This is a genomic window from Burkholderia sp. FERM BP-3421 (genome assembly GCF_028657905.1).
Classification (GTDB): Bacteria; Pseudomonadota; Gammaproteobacteria; order Burkholderiales; family Burkholderiaceae; genus Burkholderia.
Map to the genome: position 1 here is coordinate 846,998 of NZ_CP117781.1, position 18,829 is coordinate 865,826.

Here is an 18,829-nt window from a genome sequence, read left to right on the forward strand (position 1 = left end):
CGCGCGAATCACGGCGCGGCGCGCGATCTTCTCATGGCCGACCCTCGCGCGTCGAGCGCCGTTCGTCGCCGCGCGGTGCGTTTCGCGCCGGTGGCGGACGCTTCGTCGCATGCCGCTTCGGCCGCCGCCGCGCGCCGCGCACACTGGCCGCATCGTGATCGATTGATAGGAGGAAAACGCGATGTCGCCTTATCTGTTGACCCATCTCGTCGCCGCGGGCGTCTGTGTCATACTCGGCGCGGCTTTGGCGCTGTCCCCCATGGGCGGTGCGCGGCACCGGCTGCTCGGCCGGATCTGGTGGGCGGTGATGGTGATCGTGGCGCTCAGCTCGTTCGGCATCCGGATCCAGAACGACGGCCGCTTCTCATGGATCCACCTGCTGTCGATCCTGATGCTCGCGACGCTCGCGCGCGCCGCCTGGGCGATTTACCACGGCGACGTGGCCGGCCATCGCGCGGCCATGACCCGTGCGATGTTCGGGCTCGGGTTCGCCGGCATCGCCGCCGTCGCGGTGCCGGGCCGCATGTTGAACCTTCTGTTCATGGGGTGGATCGGATGGCCGTCGTAAATCTTTCCGCCGCGGCCGCCGCCTATGCGCATGCCGCCGGATCGCGGCGCGGGTTCCTCGTCTCGTTCGCGCGCGGCATCGTGGTGATCACGATCGGCAATCTGCTGATCGCCACGAGCTTCGCGCTGATCGAGGGCAGCGGCTGGCACGCCAATCTCGTGTTCGGCGAGGCGATCGGCTTCGCGATCATGGTCCTCGTCCAGGTCGGGCGGCTCGCATTGCAGCGTGCCGGACTCTTCACGCTGCCGCGCTATCTGGCCTGGGCGATCCTCAGTATCGCGCTCGGTTCCTGTGCGGGCATCGCCATCGCGAGCGTCCTGCTCGGGATGCCGCTTGCGCGTCTCATCACTGCGCAGGAACTGGCGATCGTCGGCTGGATCGCGTTCCTGTGGACCGCGCTCGCGGTCTGGTTCGGCCTTTCGCGCGCCCGGATCGAGGTGTTGCGCGAGCAGTCGACGCAACTCGCGCTGCAACGCGAAGTCGCGGAAGGCGCGGCGACGCGCGCGCGTCTGCAGGCGCTGCAGGCGCAGATCGAACCGCATTTCCTGTTCAACACGCTCGCCACCCTCGACAGCCTGATCGCGACGGATCCGCCGCGCGCCCGACATCTGCTCGTGCAACTGAACCGGCTGTTGCGCGGGGCATTGCAGACCTCGCGCGTGGAGCGAGAGACGCTCGCCGAGCAGTTCGCGCTGATCGAGGCCTTGTTGGAGGTGCACGCGGTGCGGTTCGGCGCGCGGCTCGCCTACCGCGTCGCGTTGCCCGCCGCGTGCGCGTCGCTCGTCGTGCCGCCGATGCTGTTGCAGCCGCTCGTCGAGAACGCGATCCGGCATGGCATCGAGGGCCAGCTCGACGGCGGCCGCATCGACGTGAATGCGACTCGCGACGCGACGCACCTGCAACTGTCGGTCGTCGACACCGGGGCCGGCTTCGGCGCCCATCCCGCGCGCGCGGGCACCGGCATCGGGCTGGCGAACGTGCGCGCGCGGCTCGACGCGCTGTACGGCCGTGAGGCGATGCTCGCGATCGACGAGAACCGGCCGCGCGGCGTCGTCGCGCGCATTGAATTGCCCTTGCACGCCTGCATGGCGGAGGGGGCGGCATGAGCGGCGTTCCGCAGATGGAGGCCGGTGCGCCGACCGCGCTGATCGCGGACGACGAGCCGTTGCTGATCGATGCGCTGCGCCGCGAGCTGGCGCTCGTGTGGCCCGCGCTGCGCATCGTGGCGACCGTCGGCGACGGACGCGGCGCGATCGAGCGGATTCGCGCGCTGCAACCGGACGTCGCGTTCCTCGACATCTCGATGCCGGGGGCGACCGGGCTGGAGGTGGCGCGCGCCTGCGCGCCGCTCGCGCGGCCGCCGGCGATCGTGTTCGTGACCGCCTACGACGAGCATGCGCTGGCCGCGTTCGACGCCGCGGCCGTCGATTACCTGCTGAAGCCGCTCGAGACGGCACGGCTTGCACGCACCGTCGCGCGGCTCGGCGAGCGTCTCGCGGGGCGTGCCGCCGATCCGCTGGCGCAGCCCGCGCTGGAACGCCTGCTTGCGCGGCTCGAACCGCGCGTCAGCGCGCCGCCGCTGCGGTTCCTGCGCGCGGCGCAGGGCGAGACGGTGCGGCTCGTGCCGGTGGACGACGTGTTGTATCTGGAGGCGGCGGACAAGTATGTCGCCGTGACGACGCGCGACGAGGCGCTATGGATTCGCGCGAGCCTGCGTGAACTGCTCGCGCAGCTCGATCCCGCGCGTTTCTGGCAGGTGCATCGCGGCACCGTGGTGAATGTCGATCATGTGGAAAGCGCGCGCGTGAACGGCTTCGGCAAGATGACGCTGACCCTGCGCGCGCATGCCGCGACCGTGGCCGTGAGCCGGCAGTACGCACACCTGTTCAGGCAGATGTGACGCGGGCGCGCCCGCGCCCGTGATGCGCGTGGTTTCCGGTGCGCGCCGGGACGGCGGCGCGCACCATGCGTTACCCGTCGGGCTTCGCCGACAACTCCTTCAGCCCCGCTATCACGGTCAGCAGCGCGCGTCCGTGCTCCTCCGAGCCATCCCAGGCCTCGACGATCGCATCCCGCAGCAATTCGTTATAGCCGGACGCCCGCCGGCCCGACATGGGCACGTTGACGCCATAGAAACTGCATAGCTTATTGAATGGCGCGCTCTTGCGCAGCCGGCGTCCGTTCGATAGTCTCAGCCGCGACACGGTCGGCTGGCTTACTCCGGAAAGTCGCGCTATTTCACTGGATGAGCGTGTATCCGCCGCCAATCGACTCAGTAGATCCTGCACCGAAAATTTCGTGTCTCGGGTTCCCATGGTATGCATTATACTTATACATTAACGAATATTGAATTGCTCGTTGAAGTTGGCGAGCAGCAGCACCCCGAGAAAGCTTGATGACCTTGAAACACCTGCCCCCCACGTTTTGCTGGACCAAGATCGGCACCGAGTCCGGCGAAGCGCTTCCGACCACCGTGCTGCGCAAGGAATGGGAGCGGCGGATGGGTGGCGGGCGGTTTCTGTGGGGGATCGGCCAGTCGCTCGGCGCGAGCGCGCAGGTGGCCGCGCATCGCATGGGGTCGCTGATGGCGCTGTTCTCGCCGGTCGCGAGCCGGCCGCGCGCGAACGAGCGCAAGCCGGAGGCCGGGCTGCTGTGGCATGCGTGGATCGACGCGGCCGGCCAGGTGCGTCAGCTGCCATTGCACACCATCATCGCGAGCCGCGCGACGCTGCCGTCCGGGCGGCCCCGCCTGCATCACCACGCGCTCGTCTGCGCGTCGCCCACGCCGCTCAGCATCGGTACGCGCCTGAGCGTTCATCCGGAGCATTTGCGCAGCGTCGGCACCGGGCGCGCGCTGGGCATCGCGCAGGGCGCGGCCGTGGTCGATTGCGTGGGCCGCGACGAGCCGGCGAGCGGCAAGCGTTATCCGCTCGCGTTGTCGGTCGAGCTGGAAGCGCCGTACGTGGTGAGGCTCGCGCAGCCGAGCGTGCTGAAGGCGCGCGATCTGGCCGAGCTGAACAAGGCGGCGCGCGACGGTGATTTCGAAACCTACGCGGAGCACGTGAAGCGTTTGCGCAACCGGCCGTGCGCGGAGGATGTGCGCGGTTTCACGCGCGATCTGTTCGATGAGCCGCCGCCGGCTGTGGAGCCGGCGCGCGGGTTCAGCGGGAAAGCGCATACGCAGGTGAGCCTGTTCCTGTGACCGGCTGAGTCGCAGGCACCGGGCACCATCCGCGCGAGTCGCGCGGATGGTGCGCCGTTCAGGATCACGCGCGATGCGCGGCGGCCGGCGGGCCGCATCGGTCGGTGGGCGCCGCGCATCGCGGCGGCCCGCCTGTTGCACTTGCAACCTGACGGAGGACGGTGAATGACGATCATGAATCACTCACGCGAGGCGCTGGCCGCCCAGCGCTTCTTCGAGGCAACACGCAATGTCGATCAGGCATTCCGGGCGGTACGCGGCGAACACGACGAGGATGCGTCGGGCGAGGCCTACGCCAGCGCGATGTCCCGGCTGGATGAAGCGCTCGACGAGCTTGCGCGCGCCCAGGCATTGTTCGATTCGGCGGTGCGGGTGTGTGGCCGACGTTATTGAGCAAGGGGCGGCGTGGGTGCGATCGCTGCCGCCGCGCTGGTGACGGGAGGCGCGGGGCGGCGTGACGTGTCGCGTGCTTGTTTCATGACTCGCACGCTCCTCGTGCGCGGGGCCCGAGGGGGATGTCGTCGAGGTGGTCGCGCGCATCGTTGATCGGCAGGTTCGACAACGCCTTCTTGCGTTCGTCGATTGGCCAAGGCGCGGCCGCTCGGCCGCGCTTCACTACTGTTCGCGCACGTGCGCGTTCTTTCAATTGCACCGCCGGCTTGCGATCGCTCGTCTTGAGCGCCGTGCGCGCTGCTTTAACGTTTGATCAGGTTCCTGCACGCCTTCAGGAATCACTCGCGCGGCGCGATCGCGGTGGCCGGCGCCTGATCTCGATTGGGTTGGCCGCGATCAAGGCCCGACATGCGCGGGACAACCCGCCTCATCCCAATCACGTTGCGTCTCGCGATTCCTGCTAGCCTCCACATCGCTTTTCCGGCTGAAGTTGCGCGGAAGAGGTAAATGATCCGATGGAGGGCGGAATGGGGACGAGAGAGAGAATCGCGGCCATACGCGGCCGGCTGACGCAGCAGGACCGTCTCCTGAAACTGGATACGCCGGCGGGGAATGACGTTTTGCTACCCCACCGCGTTGTCGGACGGTCACGGATTGGCCGGGATTTCTTCTTCCTGCTCGACTGCGTATCCACCTCGGGAGATGTCCGGCTCAAAACGCTGATCTCCCAGGGCGTCACTCTCTGGATTCAGCAGACCGATGGATCTTACCTGCCGCATCACGGCTATGTGCATACAGCGCGCCGGCTTGGGGCGGATGGGCATCTGACAAGTTACCAGCTCGGTTTTTCCTCGTGGATGCACTTCCTGAGATTCCGTCGCGACCAGCGTCATTGGCAAAGCAAGGCTGCGGACGAAATCATCGCGGACGTCTTCAACCAGCACCCTCAGGCACGAGGAATGTTCCGGTTTGCGCTTTCGAACGTCCTGCCGGCACGCACATATTGCCGGCAGGACGAGACTGACTGGAACTTCGTCCACCGGATTCTCGAGTCCGAAGGACTGTATGGCGTCTGGCGGCAGGCTGTCGACGGCAAATCGCATACGCTGGTCATCACCAACCGTCTGCAGACGCTCGAACCGCTTGCGCCGGCAGCCGTCGGATTCCATCGTGCGGGCGTGAACAGCGAGGCCGATGCACTGACGCAATGGTCGGGCACGCGGACACTGCAATCCGTGCTGCTGTCGACTCGCACCTTCGACTACAAGCATCCTTCGACGCCCGCCAATCCGAAGGGGACATCGATCCCGACGATAGTGAATCAGGGCGCGTTGCCCGCTTCAATCGAGGTCTATGAATACACCGGCGGGTACACGTTTCGGGAACAGAGGCGTGGTGATCAGCTGTCGACGATCCGCGTGGAGGAGTGGGAGTCTCGGGCCAAGCGCTTTCACGGTGTGGGCAGTCTGCGCGCAATGGATGCGGGCCGGCGCTTTACGTTGACCGGTCATCCCGAGCACGATCGGGACGCAGTGGACCAGAACGAATTTGCGAGCATCGAGGTTGAGTGGGCCATTGAGAACAATCTTCCTCTCGCAGGGCACGAAGCGAACTATCCGCACAGCCTGAGTAACCCGTTCGCCCGCGCCCTCGCCGACGATCCCGGTGAGGCATTCGGCGTGAATCACGTGGACGGATCCACCGGCGTCTATCGGATTTGCGTTGAGGCGCAGCGCACGACGGTGCCGTACCGAAGCCCATTCGAACATCGCAAGCCCGAAGCGAAGCTGGAATCAGCAATCGTGGTGGGACCAAAAGGCAGGGAGTGCTACACCGATGAGCTGAACCGGGTGAAGGTGCGGTTCATCTGGGACCGGCTCGACGAAGCCGACGAGCGGGCATCATGCTGGGTGCGCGTGGCGCAGTCCGATACCGGGGAGGGTTATGGCGGTGTCCACATGCCGCGCGTGGGTGAGGAACTGCTCATCGGTCACATCGGAAATGATATAGACCGCCCGATCGCGCTTCATCGCGTCTACAACGGCGTGAGGAAACCGATGTGGCACTCGAACGGCCTGCTGTCCGGCTATCAGTCCCAAGAGCACGGTGGAGGCGGCGGCTACAACCAGCAGGTGATGGATGATTCGACGGGCCAGCCGCGGATGCGGGTCATGAGCAGCCACGGCATGAGCGGCCTGCATCTCGGCTATCAAATCGTCCAGGACGGTAATTCACGTGGCGCGTATACCGGTAGCGGCTTTACCTTGCGTACGGACTACGCCGGCGCGGTCCACGCGGGCGAGGGATTGTTTCTCAGTACCCATCAGATCGACGTCGATGGCCAGCCGCTCGATACCACCGAGCCGCGTGAGATTCTGGCACGCGCAGATCTGCTGATCGAATCGCTTTCTTCGGCAAGTTTGACCGCCGGGGCTGAGCATATGAAGCCTGGCCGTGAGGTGCTCTCGCAGTTCGCGAAGGCCACTCAGCACAGTAAGGCGGGGGTAGTCGGCGGCGGCAACACGGCAGGCGGCGGGACAGGTAATGCGAATGCGTTCTCCAAGCCCATCTTGCTTGGATCGAGTCAGGAGTGCATGGGATTTACCACGGGTGCTTCGTCGCAGATGGTTGCAGACGAGCATCTGAATTTCGTGAGCGGCAAGGATACTTACTGGGCCGTTGGAAGATCGCTGGTTGCGAGTGTCGCAGAGAAAATCAGCGTGTTCGTCCAGCGCGCCGGCATGAAACTGATCGCCGGAAAAGGCACGGTCGATATCTTGGCGCTGACCGATCAGATGCGATTGTTCTCCGAACTCGGCCTGAGGCTCAAGAGCCGTAACGGCTGTATCGAGATCGACGCGAAAACCGAGCTGATGCTCAAATGCGGCGGCTCATATATTCGCATCACCTCCGAAGGTATCGAGGACGGCACGCGCGGGACACGCACGATCAAGTCGGCTGCATTCAGTAGGCAGGGGCCGGGTTCGGTGGCCGAGCACATGAACAGCCTCGAGACGCCGGCGTTCAACGACAAATACCTTTTGCGCGACCGGATCACGGGCGATCCGCTCAAGAATCATCCCTACGAGATAGTGCGTGGGGACGGCACGCGTCTGACGGGAGTCACGGATGAATTCGGCCATACGGCCGAGCAGAAAAGCAACGATATCGAAACCGTGATGATTCGGGCGCTGCGTCGTGGTGTGAGCAAGGGATGAGCGAGCATCCATGAGCGACAACCATTCCGACGGCCCGGGGGCGACGGACCAAACGTTCGGCGGCGACGATGCCGGAGTTGTCCGCCTTGCGTCGCGGACCGATGTGGACGGCCACTCATCGGCCCGTGCGCCCTTGACGCCAGCCGACGACACCCGCGCGAAGGAGAGCTTGCACGACCTGCGTCCGATCATTCCCGTGATTTTCATACCCGGTGTGATGGGTTCGCCATTGGCCACCAAGGACAGTGGAGACGCGGCATGGTCCCCACCGAATACCGACACGATGGGCGCAATACTTGGCGCGTTGTGTTCGCTCGTCGCCGGATGGTTTCGCAGCGCGTCGTCTCGCGAAGCGCTTTTCGATCCCGATAGCGTGACGGTGACGCCGTTCGGTCCGCTCATCGATCTCGGGAAGCAGGATCCGATTACCGGGGAGGAGGCGCGGCGGCGTGGGTGGGGCTCTGTCTACCGGACGGGTTATCAGCCTGTTCTGCTGTGGCTCGAACAGCAATTGAATAACCCTATGCTGCTTGGTGAGCCGCAGGGCGTGTGGGTGGACTCCGATCCTGACGGCAAAAAATGGACGCTCCACCCCGTACTGGGCACAGATCCGACGACCTACGGTGCCATTGGGGCAGGTCAGGCGATCACGATGGACTCCGCGGAATTCAATCGATTCTCGAAATTTCGTTACCGGGTCTACGCAATCGGATACAACTGGCTGCAGTCGAACGACTTCTCGGGGCGTGATGTTGTAGATGGTCTGGATATTCTCGATCCACAGACAAAGAAAACGACGCGGCTGATGGGTGTCAGCGAGATCTGTCAGGAGAACGATACTGGCAAGGCCATCATCCTGACACACTCGATGGGCGGCTTAGTGGCTCGCTTCGCCGTGATGAATCATGGGCTTGACGGCCTCGCGCATGGGATATTTCATGGGTGTCAACCTGCCACCGGCGCCCCGCTCGCAGCCAAGAGATTCAAGACAGGCGGCGGTCCAGAGGGCGGGTTCAATGGTTTCGTCAATGGCAGTCTGCTGGGACGCGATGCTGACGAATTCATAGCGGTGGTGGCGAACGCATCGGGACCGCTGGAACTGACGCCGATGCCCGATTATCACAATGGTGCCCCGTGGTGGATTTTTGCTCGACCGGACGGGCAGGTGTTAATGCAGTTCCCGGAAGACGGCGATGTATATAACGAGCTGTATGTAAATTCGCGGTGGTATGGTTTGCTGCCGGCAGATAAACAGCTCGATCCCGCTGGAATCGTGAAAAAACGGCTCGATAGAGATCGTAATCACAAAACAGTATCAGGCAACTACAAAGAGAACATGCTGGCTGTCGTAACTCGGCAGAGCCAATTGAAGAACCAGTACCACGGCAAGACGTATGTGGCCTATGGCCAAGGGGGGCTTGACTTTGGGCTGCCGTTGGCAAACCCGACCGATGTGGTCAACGACAAGAGCACGCCAGTCATTGAAAGAGGGGATCCGACCAAGGCGCTGCTGACTTGGGGTAACGCAGTTTGGATCGGTGACGTGCCATCGGACGTCACGGCGGATGACCTTAAGACGGCGAGGTTGCTGCACGACTCGGGCCTAGCAGGCTGTTGAATTTGGATACGGTGTAAACGGGCCCTGAGGGCGGTGCGTTAGAGATATCGTGTTCATGATCTTGAGCAGGCGAGAGCGATGCGCGGAATGGACGAGATGCAAGAACCGCTGTTCACGACGGTGAAGCTGGAAGACTTCGTGCCGGCCGATCATCCGTTGCGACCGCTTCGGTTGCTGGTCAATCAAGCGCTGAAGCGACTTAACGGATTGTTCGGCACGATTTATGCGGACAGCGGCCGTGCGTCGATTCCCCCCGAGAAGCTGCTGCGTGCGTTGCTGCTGCAGGTGCTGTACTCGGTGCGCAGCGAGCGCATGCTGATGGAGCAGATGCGCTACAACCTGCTGTTCCGCTGGTTCGTCGGACTGGCGATCGAAGACGCCGTCTGGGACCACTCGGTGTTCTCCAAGAACCGGGATCGTCTGCTCGAGCACGAAGTGGTCGAAGCGTTCTTTACCGAAGTCATGAGCTTGGCCGACAAGCAAGGGCTGCTCTCCAGAGAACACTTCTCGGTTGATGGCACGCTGATCCAGGCGTGGGCCAGCCACAAGAGCTTCCGGCCCAAGGACGGTTCGGACGATCCACCGGCCGGCGGTGGCCGCAATGTCGACACCGACTGGAAGGGCAAGCGGCGCAGCAACGACACGCATGAATCGAGCACTGATCCGGATGCGCGCCTGTTCCGAAAGGGGCGGCAAAGCGGAGCCATCCTTTGTTATCAGGGGCACATCCTGATGGAGAACCGCTCGGGCTTGGTGGTGGGCGCAGTGGTCAGTCACGCGGACGGTTTCGGCGAACGCGCGAGTGCATTGCGCCTGCTCGATTGCGTACCGGGTCGTCACGCCAAGACGCTCGGTGCCGACAAGGGTTACGACATGCGCGACTTTGTGCGGGATTGCCGAACGCGCAAAGTGACGCCGCACGTCGCGCGCAACGACACGCATCAAGGCGGCAGCGCGATCGACGGACGGACGTCGCGGCACGCCGGTTATGGCATCAGCCAAGTGATTCGCAAGCGCATCGAAGAGCACTTCGGCTGGGGCAAGACCGTCGGCAGGATTCGGCAGACCGCGTATCGCGGCATCAAGCGGGTCGACCAGCACTTCAAGCTGACGATGCTGGCGAGCAACCTGACTCGAATGGCCCGAATACTGGCAGCGGTGCCGCAAGGAGCCACGCGATGAGCCGCCCGAGCGCAGCAGTTGCGTGGCAACGCGCCGGCCGGTCCGCTCTCCAGCGGCGCATCCGGCACGATCCGTCTGCAACTCAGCGGCCAATCGCATACGAAACCCTTTTAAACCGTGCCCCGATCGCCAAAGCGAGGCGCTTTTCAACAGCCTGCTAGGGGAGATTCGCGTACTGGCAGAGAAGCATGGCCTCAGCGTGACTTTCGCAGTCCAAAAGACAAATATATTGCCGGAAGTGAGTGAGAAGACTGACTGGTCTCAGGTAACAGCCAAAACGGGGATCATCCGTGGTGACGGAACCGTGCCAGTGTGGTCGGCCGATGCTCAGGCGAGAGGGCTGAGGCCCGGAGTACCGGGTGATAGGGCTAAGGGGGTCCGGATGGCATTTGTGCAGGGCGGATACCAACACATGAACAGCTATGTGCATCCATGGACCCAGTGGGCGATGCTCTATAGCCTGGTTCAGATCGTGAAGGATATCGACGTGCCGGAATCATGCTGATGGTTCGTCTCTTCCACTTTCTCTTCTTGTTGATAGGTCCTTGCGCTTGTTCGCTCGCCCTTTCCGGGGAATCAACGATGAACAATCCGATGCTGTCCAAAATGCGGCCGTGGTGTATTGGTCGCCTCGTGTTCGATCGACCGGTGTCCAGCGAGATTTCCGACGAGAAGTTTTCGTATCGCGGCGACAGGTTTGTCACGACTCACGATGTTTCATCTGATGTCTATCGCAAAATAGTCGGCGCGCGAGAGAACCAACTACGGACCAAGCAGCGCGTGAATCCCGTCAATTTGGATGAGAAGACAGGAAAGGCGTGGTTGGAAAAAGCATTTTCTCCTGTTAGAGATTCAAGGGTATTCATCTATCAGGAAGGGGTGGCGAAAGTTAAGTTGCCGTTCAAGTCGGAAGGCTATTTCTTCGCTGGTCGCACACTCTTTCATACGACTGGTGGAATTGGAGAAGATGGTCTTTACGACGCCGAGAACATATACAACGACATCTATCGACGCATCAAGGCACGCGATAACTGGGCAGTGCCCACGGAATCGGGCTTCTGCATAGACGGTGGGATCGTTACCGGATCCTCGACTTACACCGAGGAAGTCAGCCAGTCATTCGCGCTGATGCCGGGGCGGCCTGCGTTGCTACTGATTAAGCTGCGCGATTCGATGGACGACGACCAGGCTCAACCGCTCACCAAAAATCTGGCCGCGCTGCGCGCGCAACTCGATCGCATGCCGGGGAGCTATCGCATTCTGCGCAAGGGCAAGCGGGTGGTCGCCGGGATGAGCGCCGAGGAAGTGCTTTTTGCGCTTCAGGACGGCCCGGTTACGGTCTACCGCTTCTATCTGCTGGCGCCGGGCAATCCTGCCACGCTTGCACAACCGCATACCTCGGTCGAGTTGCTGATGGGCAACGCTTCTCGAAGCGATCTGCCGTCCGATGAGGCGACGTCCCCGGTCGACGAGGCGGGAGCGCTGCAGCTATGGGACACGCTGCTGAATAGCCTCCGCCCGCGACCTGACACAGTGTAGGAGGCGCAAATGCGGCGCTATGACATCGTGAAAGGCGACAAGACGACGGTAGGCGGCATCGTGCAAGGCGGTGATAGTTGCGACCGGCTCGGTGCGCGCGAGCAGGCTTATGAAAACGATCCGATCCTGTGTCCGGTCTGCGAGGCCGTCGGTGTGATCAAGTGCGAAGGCGCGCGCATTTCCATGACCGGTCCCGATGGGCGGCAGGCGGCCCTGAGCGATGATCTGTGCGTTTGCCTTTGTTCCCCGCATCCTCGTCTCGTTCCGTCGCAAACGACATCCTACGTCGACATATAGGCGGCCGCGCATATCGGCAGTCGGCCCGGTCCGGCCCGCTCCGGTGCGCCGCGGGCGTCCTCACCCAGGACGGGAGAGGGCGCAACCCAACGCGTTTCATGGACAGCAACAGTCGCCTTCGTTATATTTATAAAAATATAACGGGGACATTCATGAACATCGAGATGCAGCAAAGTGGCGCGGGCAAGCAGGCGGTCGGAAGCGCGTTTGTGCTGGAGCAGATGCGATTCGCCCGCGACAGGACCTGGGAAGTCGTCGAGCGCGTCGCGCAAGCGATCGAGCCGGGCATGCGGGAATCGGAAGCCGTCGCGCATTGCAAGGACGTGATCGCGACGTTGGGTGCCGATCGCATCTGGCATCCGGTCATCATCCGTTTCGGCGAAAACACACTGAAAACCTTCAAGCAGCGTTCGGACGACGATCCGCGCCTGCATGCCGACGATATCTTCTTCATCGATCTCGGCGTCGTCTGGAACGGCCACGAGGGTGACGCCGGCGCGACCTTCGTGGTGGGCGCGGATGAGGAGAAGCGCGCGTGCGCGTCGGCCGCCCGCATGCTGTTCGACGAGGTCGAGCAGCGCTGGCGCGACGGCGGCGTCGCCGGTACCGCGCTTTATGCATTCGCGGAGCAGCGCGCGGCCGAGATGGGCTGGCGTCTGAACCTGGATATCAAGGGGCATCGCGTCTCGGATTTTCCGCACGCGATCTACAAGGCGGGGAATCTCGGGGATTTCGACGCGTGTCCCGACGCCGGCCTGTGGATCCTGGAAATCCAGCTCGCGCATCCGACCCGGCCGTTCGGCGCTTTCTACGAAGACCTGCTGGTCTGACGCGGTGGCCGCCCGGGTGGGCGGCATGGATGGACGAACGGCGCGGCATCGGCCGGCGGGTCCGGTGTGGTCGCGTCGCGCAACTGAAGGAGTATGGTGTGCCCTTGCTTTTCTCGTCGGTCCGGGCGGCGCGCGTGGGGCCACGTCGATCGGCGCTACGCACCGCCGCGATCCTGACGCGGGTTCAAGCGTCGCATTGCCGTTGGCGCGCGACCGCGGCGTTGAAGAGGCCGTCGACTAGGTCGGGTGGATTGTCGGCGAGCAGGCCGAAGATCATGGCCGCAATCCCAATGCGCTAGCGTTACCGGCACCCAAATTGCTCGGTATTCCATCAATGCGGGCCATCGGATATCACCTGAATCAAAAGATGTAGCGGTACCCCGCGCTGACGGACCAGGGCTTGCCCAGCTTCGCGCCATCGACGTACTCGTAGTCGACGTACAGCCGGTGGCTATCTCCCATCGAAGCAGAAACACCGAGCCCAAGCTCCGTGCGGCCGCCTGACAGATCCGTGCGCGTGGCGATGCCGTTCGTGCGCACGGTGCTCTTGCCATCGAACTCATGCGACCGCGCCAGCTTGACGTAGGGCTGCACGACATTCCCGTTGCCCAGTACGAAGCGCCGGCCCAGCAGCGACCCTGCGCGGAACTGCAGTGAAGCGCCGGAGCCGGCGGATACGTCGAGGCCATTGCTTGTCCGGTAACTGTCACCGCTGACGTGGTTAAGCGCCATGCGGGCTTGTGGTTCGATGAACCAACCCGCGCCCAGTTGCAGTTGCCGGCCAATTTCCAGGGTGGCGCCGATCGCGTTCTGCGATGTCTTGCCCTTTACCGAACGGCCGTCGGTTGTCTCGACCTTGAAGTCTTGCCGGAGATGGTTCGCTTTGAGTACGCCGTCGACGTACCAACCGGTATCGGCCAGCCACGTGGCATAGCCGCCCAGATGATAGCTATCGGCGCTGCCCCGGCCCTCGCCGGGGAATGTGCGATCCGAATAGCTGTAGCCGGCCAGGGCACCGACATACCAGCGCCCGCCATTGACGGTCAGCATTTTGTCCGCGCCCAGCTGCAAGCCCCCGAGGTTCTGCGCGAAGTCCCGGCCTCCCTTGTTGTCCAGCTTCTGGCGTTCGCCGAACCCCCGGACCCACAGACCATCGCGGCCATTGCCTTGGCGCAGCTCGCCCATGCGCCTGGTCAGCGCGGCTGACTCGGCGTACCAGATCGCCTGCGCCGTGCCGACGGCGGAGGTATTGATCGCGGCATTGGCCGTGGTCGACAAATGCTCCGGGCGCGGCCTGATTGGACCAGGCAGTATCACCGGTGGGGGCGCAGGCGGGAGCGTTGCCGGTGGTATTTCAGCTTCGGGGTCCACCGGCGGCGGTGATACGGGTGGGGGCGCCACGGGTGGTGGATCGGGGGGCAGCAGACGCGCGGTATTCACCAGGCTCCAATCCGAAGCCCGCCCGCCTACCGTGTCATTGGTTTTCAATTCATAGCGGTAAGTCCCGACATCCACGACCTGACCGTGATTGGCCAGCGAGAACAAGCCGGAGCCGCCTTCGGTCTGGATCAGCGTGACGACGCCGTGCTCCGCCAAGGGCTCGGCTCCGCTATGGGCGATCAATACACGGTGGCTTCCTTCGACGGTGCCGACGCGCAGTTGGTCGGAATGGCCGGCCACGAGGTCGGTGCGCATTTCGAACAGGCCGCTGCCGCTGAGCGTACCGGAGACGTCGAGCACCTTGAAGCCGGTATTCGGCGTGGAGAACGAGATCGTGCCCGTCGTTTCCAGATCCTTCACCGCAGAATTGGCGCGCATTTGCCAGAGACTTCCGTCGTCGATGTTCAGCTTGTCGACGGTGCGGCCGCCGCGATCGAGCAATGCGCCGGTCAGCGTGGAACTGTCCCGCAGACTCACGCTGGCAGATCCGCTGTCGATCACTACATCGCCGACGAGCCGGCTTCGCTGCGCGTTGAGTTCCACGTGGCGGGCTGCGATGGCCGGGGCATTCGGATCGCTGTCGTCGATCCATTCATACACGTGCAGCGCGGCGCCATCGATGCCTGCCGCGCGCGATTTTCCAATGATCGTGGTGCCGATCAGGTCCGCCTTGAGGCCGCTGCCCGAGACGGCGATGCCGCTGCCATCCTCGGTTTCGATATGGCTATCGAGGAGCGTGATTTCATTGTCCACGCCGGATTTTCTCGCATAGGCGTTCACGCCATCGGCGCCTTGGCCAAAAGTACGCAGAGCGACGCCATCCAGGGCGACGGACACCCCCGGGTTGCCCATCATCAGGGCCGTGGAGAAGTCACCGTGAGTGCGGACTTTCGTTCCGGTTGCCGTCAGGCGAGCGCCGTTGGCGAGCATGCCATAGGCCGTATTGCCATGGGTGACGACCGAACCGCCGTCGAGCGCTACGTTCGAGACTGCGGTGCGCGAGACCACTCCTATCGCCGAGTCGCCGAAGGTTTCGATGGCGACGCCACGCGCGCTGATGTTCGCCCGGCCGCCGCTGCCGGAATATAACTCCGAGGCGTAGAGGCCATGCCCGCTGCGACCATAAGTCGTAATCTTGCCGCCGTCCATGATGACTGTGCCATCGCGGGTATCGATTCCTACGCCATTGGGGCCGGTCATCTCGATGGTCGAATCCTTGAGGGTCGCGGCGCCCCTGCTTGGAAGCCAAAAGCCCGACACATAAGTGCCGTTGCTGGTGATCTGCACACGCTTCAAAGAGACCTGGACGCCGCTGCCTTGGGCGATGATGCCGTTGCCTGTCTCCGAGCGGATTATCACGTCCGTCAGGATTGCTTGGGATGGCATCAAGGTGGGACCTGATGCACTGCTCAGGAGAATGCCGAAGCTATAGGCATTGATGCTGCTTTGCGCAAGCGAGAGCGTACCGCCATAAGCGTCGACGCCCATGCCCCGGAGCGAGGAGATTGCCGTATTGGTTGCCGTCACGCTACCGCGATAGATGCCGATGCCGGTGTTTCCCCTCTGTTCTTCGGTGCTGTTGGCGTTGAGCCTCGCCTGGTCCAGGACGACGTGGCCGCCGTCCTGGGCACTCACCGCGGCGGCGTTAACGCCCAGGGCGGTGATTTTCACGTCCCGGCCGAAGATGGTCGCGCCATTGCCCTGGGCGATCAGGCCGTGGCTATCGCTGCCTTGGGTATGAATCGAACCACCGGTGATGTCTGCGCGGGCGCCATCCCTGACATGAACCGCATAGGAATGCAGCCCATCAGTGGTGATCGTGTTGCCGCTCAAAATGGCTTGGCTTCCCGTATGCCGCACCGCGACGCCTGTCGCATCCCTTGCCCCCAGCGCCTGAATCGCGCTGTTGGACAGCGTCAGCGTGCCCGCAGAGTCGACCGCGATACTGGCCGGTGCGGCTTGCCCGCCGGCGATACCTGACTGGATGACGACGCCATCGCCCGACAGGCTGTTTTCGGATCCGCTGATCGTGATTGCCGTGGCATCTTGTGTGATGACCGTGTCGCCGGGGTTGAGCACCATGCTTTCGCCCTGAGGGGTCGACAGGTTGATGCCGGGATGGGCATGCGCGGCCGCCGTTGTGGGTAGAGAGGGGAGCAGGGCCGTCAAGACGGCGAGGGAGAGCCGGGTTGGTCTGAGCGTCATTGAGGAGGTTCCGTCGAACGCATCTCTACGCGAAACTCCCCGGATCAGCAGGCGGGCACGAAAGCGACGGGCTAAGTTCGTAGAGCTGGGATTTGCTTGAGGGATTGGGACATTTCAAGCGATGCCATATTCTTGCTGCTCACCGTTTCGATGCCTATGAGACCGATCTTAAATATCGAGAGAATCGCCTTGCAGATGGGACGCGGCCCATTTCATTCGCGGCAATCCGCTCCATCGATTCCGGCAGCGCCAGCACATCGGACTTGACGGAGGCGGCGCCGCGACGCCGCGGATACAGGGCCTCCAGGGTGTCGTCGAGGCTGGCTCGGATACTTCTCAAGAAATGGCCGTGGACGTTCCTGCGGGCCGCGAAGAACGTCGTGAAATTGACCAATGACGCATCCTGTTGACGCGCACGCGTCTTCCCGCTCGGATGGATCAGGCCAGCGTACCGATGGCCTCGCTGAAGTGAACACGTTTCGTTGAGAGGCCGGCCGAGACGAGGATGCGCAGGAACGACAATCCTCGTTATGTTTTGCGGTATATTACGGTTCACCGAAGTCGCGAGGGACCGTCGATGTCGTGGTGGTTGCCGTGGTTGACCACGATTCCGTCGCGATGAGGGCGAGGCGGATGATCTGGCAAGGTTGTCGTTCATCCGGAGCGCGGGGTCGCGCGTCGAGCGGCGCGCGCATTCCATCGGCAAGATGGCTGCTGTGTGCGATCGCCTTGCGCTGCGCGTCCATAGCATATCTGCGGCACATCGGCTCCGAGGGGCTCCATCGCGCTCCCTGCCGCGTTTGACTTTTGTCGTGGCGCGCGCCATCGATGCCGATGGCGTGGCCTGCGTCGAACGTGTATGCGGCGGCCGCATGCACCGGCCGCTCAATGGTGCGACGCGGAGCCGCGCAACGATCCGACGGTGCCCACGGCGCGGAGCGAGGCGCCGGGCGCCGATCGATGACGGAATCCCGGCACGCCAACTGAAGGAACCGTTCGATGGACAAGCCTCCGTTCCAACTTTCCCGGCTGGTGTCCGGCCAGGCCGATGCGCCGCCGCTCCGTCCGTTCCAGGACCGTTGCTGCGAACCCGCATCGTCCGCCCGGCCGCTCGCGCCGCGCCGCGCGCGGCTCGCCGAACTCGACATGCACATCCATTGCTCAGTGATCGGCACCTGCCTGACAACCGGCGAATTGCGCAAGCTCGTGCCGCGTCACGCGGACATCGATCGCGAGCACGCCACCGATCTGCAGATCCATCACGCGGCAGTCGAACTCGCCGTGCAGGGCGGGGAGGGCGCGAAGGCGCTGCACAAGGCGCTCGACCAGCGCTATGCGGCGGCCATCAAGCGCTTCACACCGGTCAAGGATGTTGCCGGCCTGCGCGAACTTTGGCGCGAGGCGCTGAAGACGGGCGACGTGCCGCCCGCCTACTGGGCCGTGATGACGCATCCGGCCGCCACGCTGGAAATGCGCCAGCTCGCGTTCGGCGACGTCCACATGCTGTCGCATCTGGTGGGCGCGGCGAACCGCGCGGACATTCGCCGGCTGGTCGCGCTCGAGGAAGACAACGCCCAACTCAGGAACAAGATCGAGCGGCAGCAAGCGCGCTTCCAGGCGTTCGCGCTCGAACGCGACGCCGAAGCGCGCGCTCGGCGCGCGACGCTCGATGCCCGGCGCGCATCGCCGCGCGGCCCGGACGCGGAAGCGCCCGAGGCGGAAGCGGAGCGGTTGCGGGCGACGTTGGGCGAGCGCGACGATGCGCTCGCGCAGCAGGCTGGGCGTTGCGCCACACTCGAACGACGCCTGAAGGAAGAACAGGCGCGTGTGCAGACGCTGCGCGCGCAACTGCAGCAGACCTACGACCAGCTCGACGCACTGCGCGGCGAAGCGCTCGCGATGGAGCAGGCGGTGGTGCGCACGGCCGTCGAGGCCGACGACGAGGCCGACGGCGAAGCGGCGACGCTCGATTCGGTGCGCGGCAAGCGGATTGTCTACGTGGGGGGCCGTCCGGGTTCGACGGCGGCGATCCGCCGGCTCGTGGAAGCCGCGGGCGGCTGGCTGAACCTCCACGACGGCGGCATCGAGGATCGCAAGGGCCGGCTCGCGGCGCTGGTGCCGGGCGCGGACCTGGTGGTGTTCCCGGTCGACTGTGTCGATCACGATTCGATGAGCACGCTCAAGCGCCTATGCGAGCGTCATGGGGTGGCCTATCACCCGCTCCGCACCGCGAGCGTGGCCAGCTTCGTCGACCTCGTGACGCGCGCGCCGGAGGCGGCCGTGGGCGCGCCCGGCTGCGGCCGCACGCCGGCGTTCTGCCTGCGCCACGGCTAGGGC

Annotated in this window: 15 protein-coding genes; 12 read left to right on the top strand and 3 right to left on the bottom strand. The window is 63.9% G+C overall.

Translation table 11 applies throughout. From position 1 onward, the window contains the following. Positions 1–181: 181 nt before the first annotated feature. The 3 genes from Bsp3421_RS06885 to Bsp3421_RS06895 are packed head-to-tail and all read left to right on the top strand — an operon-like array spanning position 182 to position 2,468. The gene (locus tag Bsp3421_RS06885; protein WP_273997591.1) at positions 182–568 is read left to right on the top strand and encodes a DUF2306 domain-containing protein; all 387 of its coding nucleotides are present in this window, start codon (positions 182–184) and stop codon (positions 566–568) included. Then, on the top strand, positions 556–1,674 hold the full coding sequence (locus Bsp3421_RS06890; RefSeq protein ID WP_273997592.1) for a sensor histidine kinase: 1,119 nt from the start codon (positions 556–558) through the stop codon (positions 1,672–1,674). The genes Bsp3421_RS06885 and Bsp3421_RS06890 overlap by 13 nt, the downstream gene beginning before the upstream one ends. Then, positions 1,671–2,468: a LytR/AlgR family response regulator transcription factor gene (locus tag Bsp3421_RS06895; protein WP_273997593.1), complete on the top strand. Its 798-nt coding sequence runs from the start codon at positions 1,671–1,673 to the stop codon at positions 2,466–2,468. Before Bsp3421_RS06890 ends, Bsp3421_RS06895 begins: the two co-directional genes overlap by 4 nt. 70 nt (positions 2,469–2,538) lie before the next feature. Here Bsp3421_RS06895 and Bsp3421_RS06900 read toward each other — a convergent pair whose 3' ends face one another. Beyond that, positions 2,539–2,892, bottom strand: coding sequence for an XRE family transcriptional regulator (locus Bsp3421_RS06900; RefSeq protein ID WP_443111479.1), 354 nt, complete (start codon positions 2,890–2,892; stop codon positions 2,539–2,541). A 71-nt stretch (positions 2,893–2,963) separates the two neighbouring features. Between Bsp3421_RS06900 and Bsp3421_RS06905 the strand changes: the two genes are divergently transcribed. From Bsp3421_RS06905 to Bsp3421_RS06940, 8 genes are all read left to right on the top strand, one after another. Continuing rightward, positions 2,964–3,770, top strand: coding sequence for a hypothetical protein (locus Bsp3421_RS06905; protein WP_273997595.1), 807 nt, complete (start codon positions 2,964–2,966; stop codon positions 3,768–3,770). Between the two features lie 165 nt (positions 3,771–3,935). After that, a complete protein-coding gene (locus Bsp3421_RS06910) occupies positions 3,936–4,163 on the top strand; it encodes a hypothetical protein (protein WP_273997596.1) in 228 nt (75 codons plus the stop codon). Between the two features lie 527 nt (positions 4,164–4,690). Then, complete coding sequence (locus Bsp3421_RS06915; RefSeq protein WP_273997600.1) at positions 4,691–7,381, top strand: type VI secretion system Vgr family protein; 2,691 nt, start codon at positions 4,691–4,693, stop codon at positions 7,379–7,381. 10 nt (positions 7,382–7,391) lie between these two features. Then, on the top strand, positions 7,392–8,999 hold the full coding sequence (locus Bsp3421_RS06920) for an alpha/beta hydrolase (protein ID WP_273997602.1): 1,608 nt from the start codon (positions 7,392–7,394) through the stop codon (positions 8,997–8,999). An 87-nt stretch (positions 9,000–9,086) separates the two neighbouring features. After that, positions 9,087–10,181, top strand: coding sequence for an IS5 family transposase (locus tag Bsp3421_RS06925; RefSeq protein WP_077268099.1), 1,095 nt, complete (start codon positions 9,087–9,089; stop codon positions 10,179–10,181). 582 nt (positions 10,182–10,763) lie between these two features. Next, complete coding sequence (locus Bsp3421_RS06930; RefSeq protein ID WP_273997604.1) at positions 10,764–11,720, top strand: T6SS immunity protein Tli4 family protein; 957 nt, start codon at positions 10,764–10,766, stop codon at positions 11,718–11,720. A gap of 9 nt (positions 11,721–11,729) precedes the next feature. After that, on the top strand, positions 11,730–12,017 hold the full coding sequence (locus Bsp3421_RS06935) for a PAAR domain-containing protein (protein WP_273997605.1): 288 nt from the start codon (positions 11,730–11,732) through the stop codon (positions 12,015–12,017). 152 nt (positions 12,018–12,169) lie between these two features. Next, positions 12,170–12,847 (top strand): M24 family metallopeptidase, encoded by a 678-nt coding sequence (locus Bsp3421_RS06940; RefSeq protein WP_273997607.1) that lies wholly within the window; start codon positions 12,170–12,172, stop codon positions 12,845–12,847. Positions 12,848–13,207: 360 nt separating this feature from the next. Here the strand turns inward: Bsp3421_RS06940 and Bsp3421_RS06945 are convergent, their stop codons facing one another. Together Bsp3421_RS06945 and Bsp3421_RS06950 are read right to left on the bottom strand one after the other, a co-directional pair. Next, positions 13,208–16,492 (bottom strand): autotransporter outer membrane beta-barrel domain-containing protein, encoded by a 3,285-nt coding sequence (locus Bsp3421_RS06945; protein ID WP_273997608.1) that lies wholly within the window; start codon positions 16,490–16,492, stop codon positions 13,208–13,210. A 545-nt stretch (positions 16,493–17,037) separates the two neighbouring features. Then, on the bottom strand, positions 17,038–17,238 hold the full coding sequence (locus tag Bsp3421_RS06950) for a hypothetical protein (RefSeq protein ID WP_273997609.1): 201 nt from the start codon (positions 17,236–17,238) through the stop codon (positions 17,038–17,040). Between the two features lie 253 nt (positions 17,239–17,491). On the opposite strand from Bsp3421_RS06950, the gene Bsp3421_RS06955 reads away from it, so the two are divergent. After that, positions 17,492–18,826: a DUF2325 domain-containing protein gene (locus Bsp3421_RS06955; protein ID WP_273997611.1), complete on the top strand. Its 1,335-nt coding sequence runs from the start codon at positions 17,492–17,494 to the stop codon at positions 18,824–18,826. The last annotated feature ends 3 nt before the right edge of the window (positions 18,827–18,829 follow it).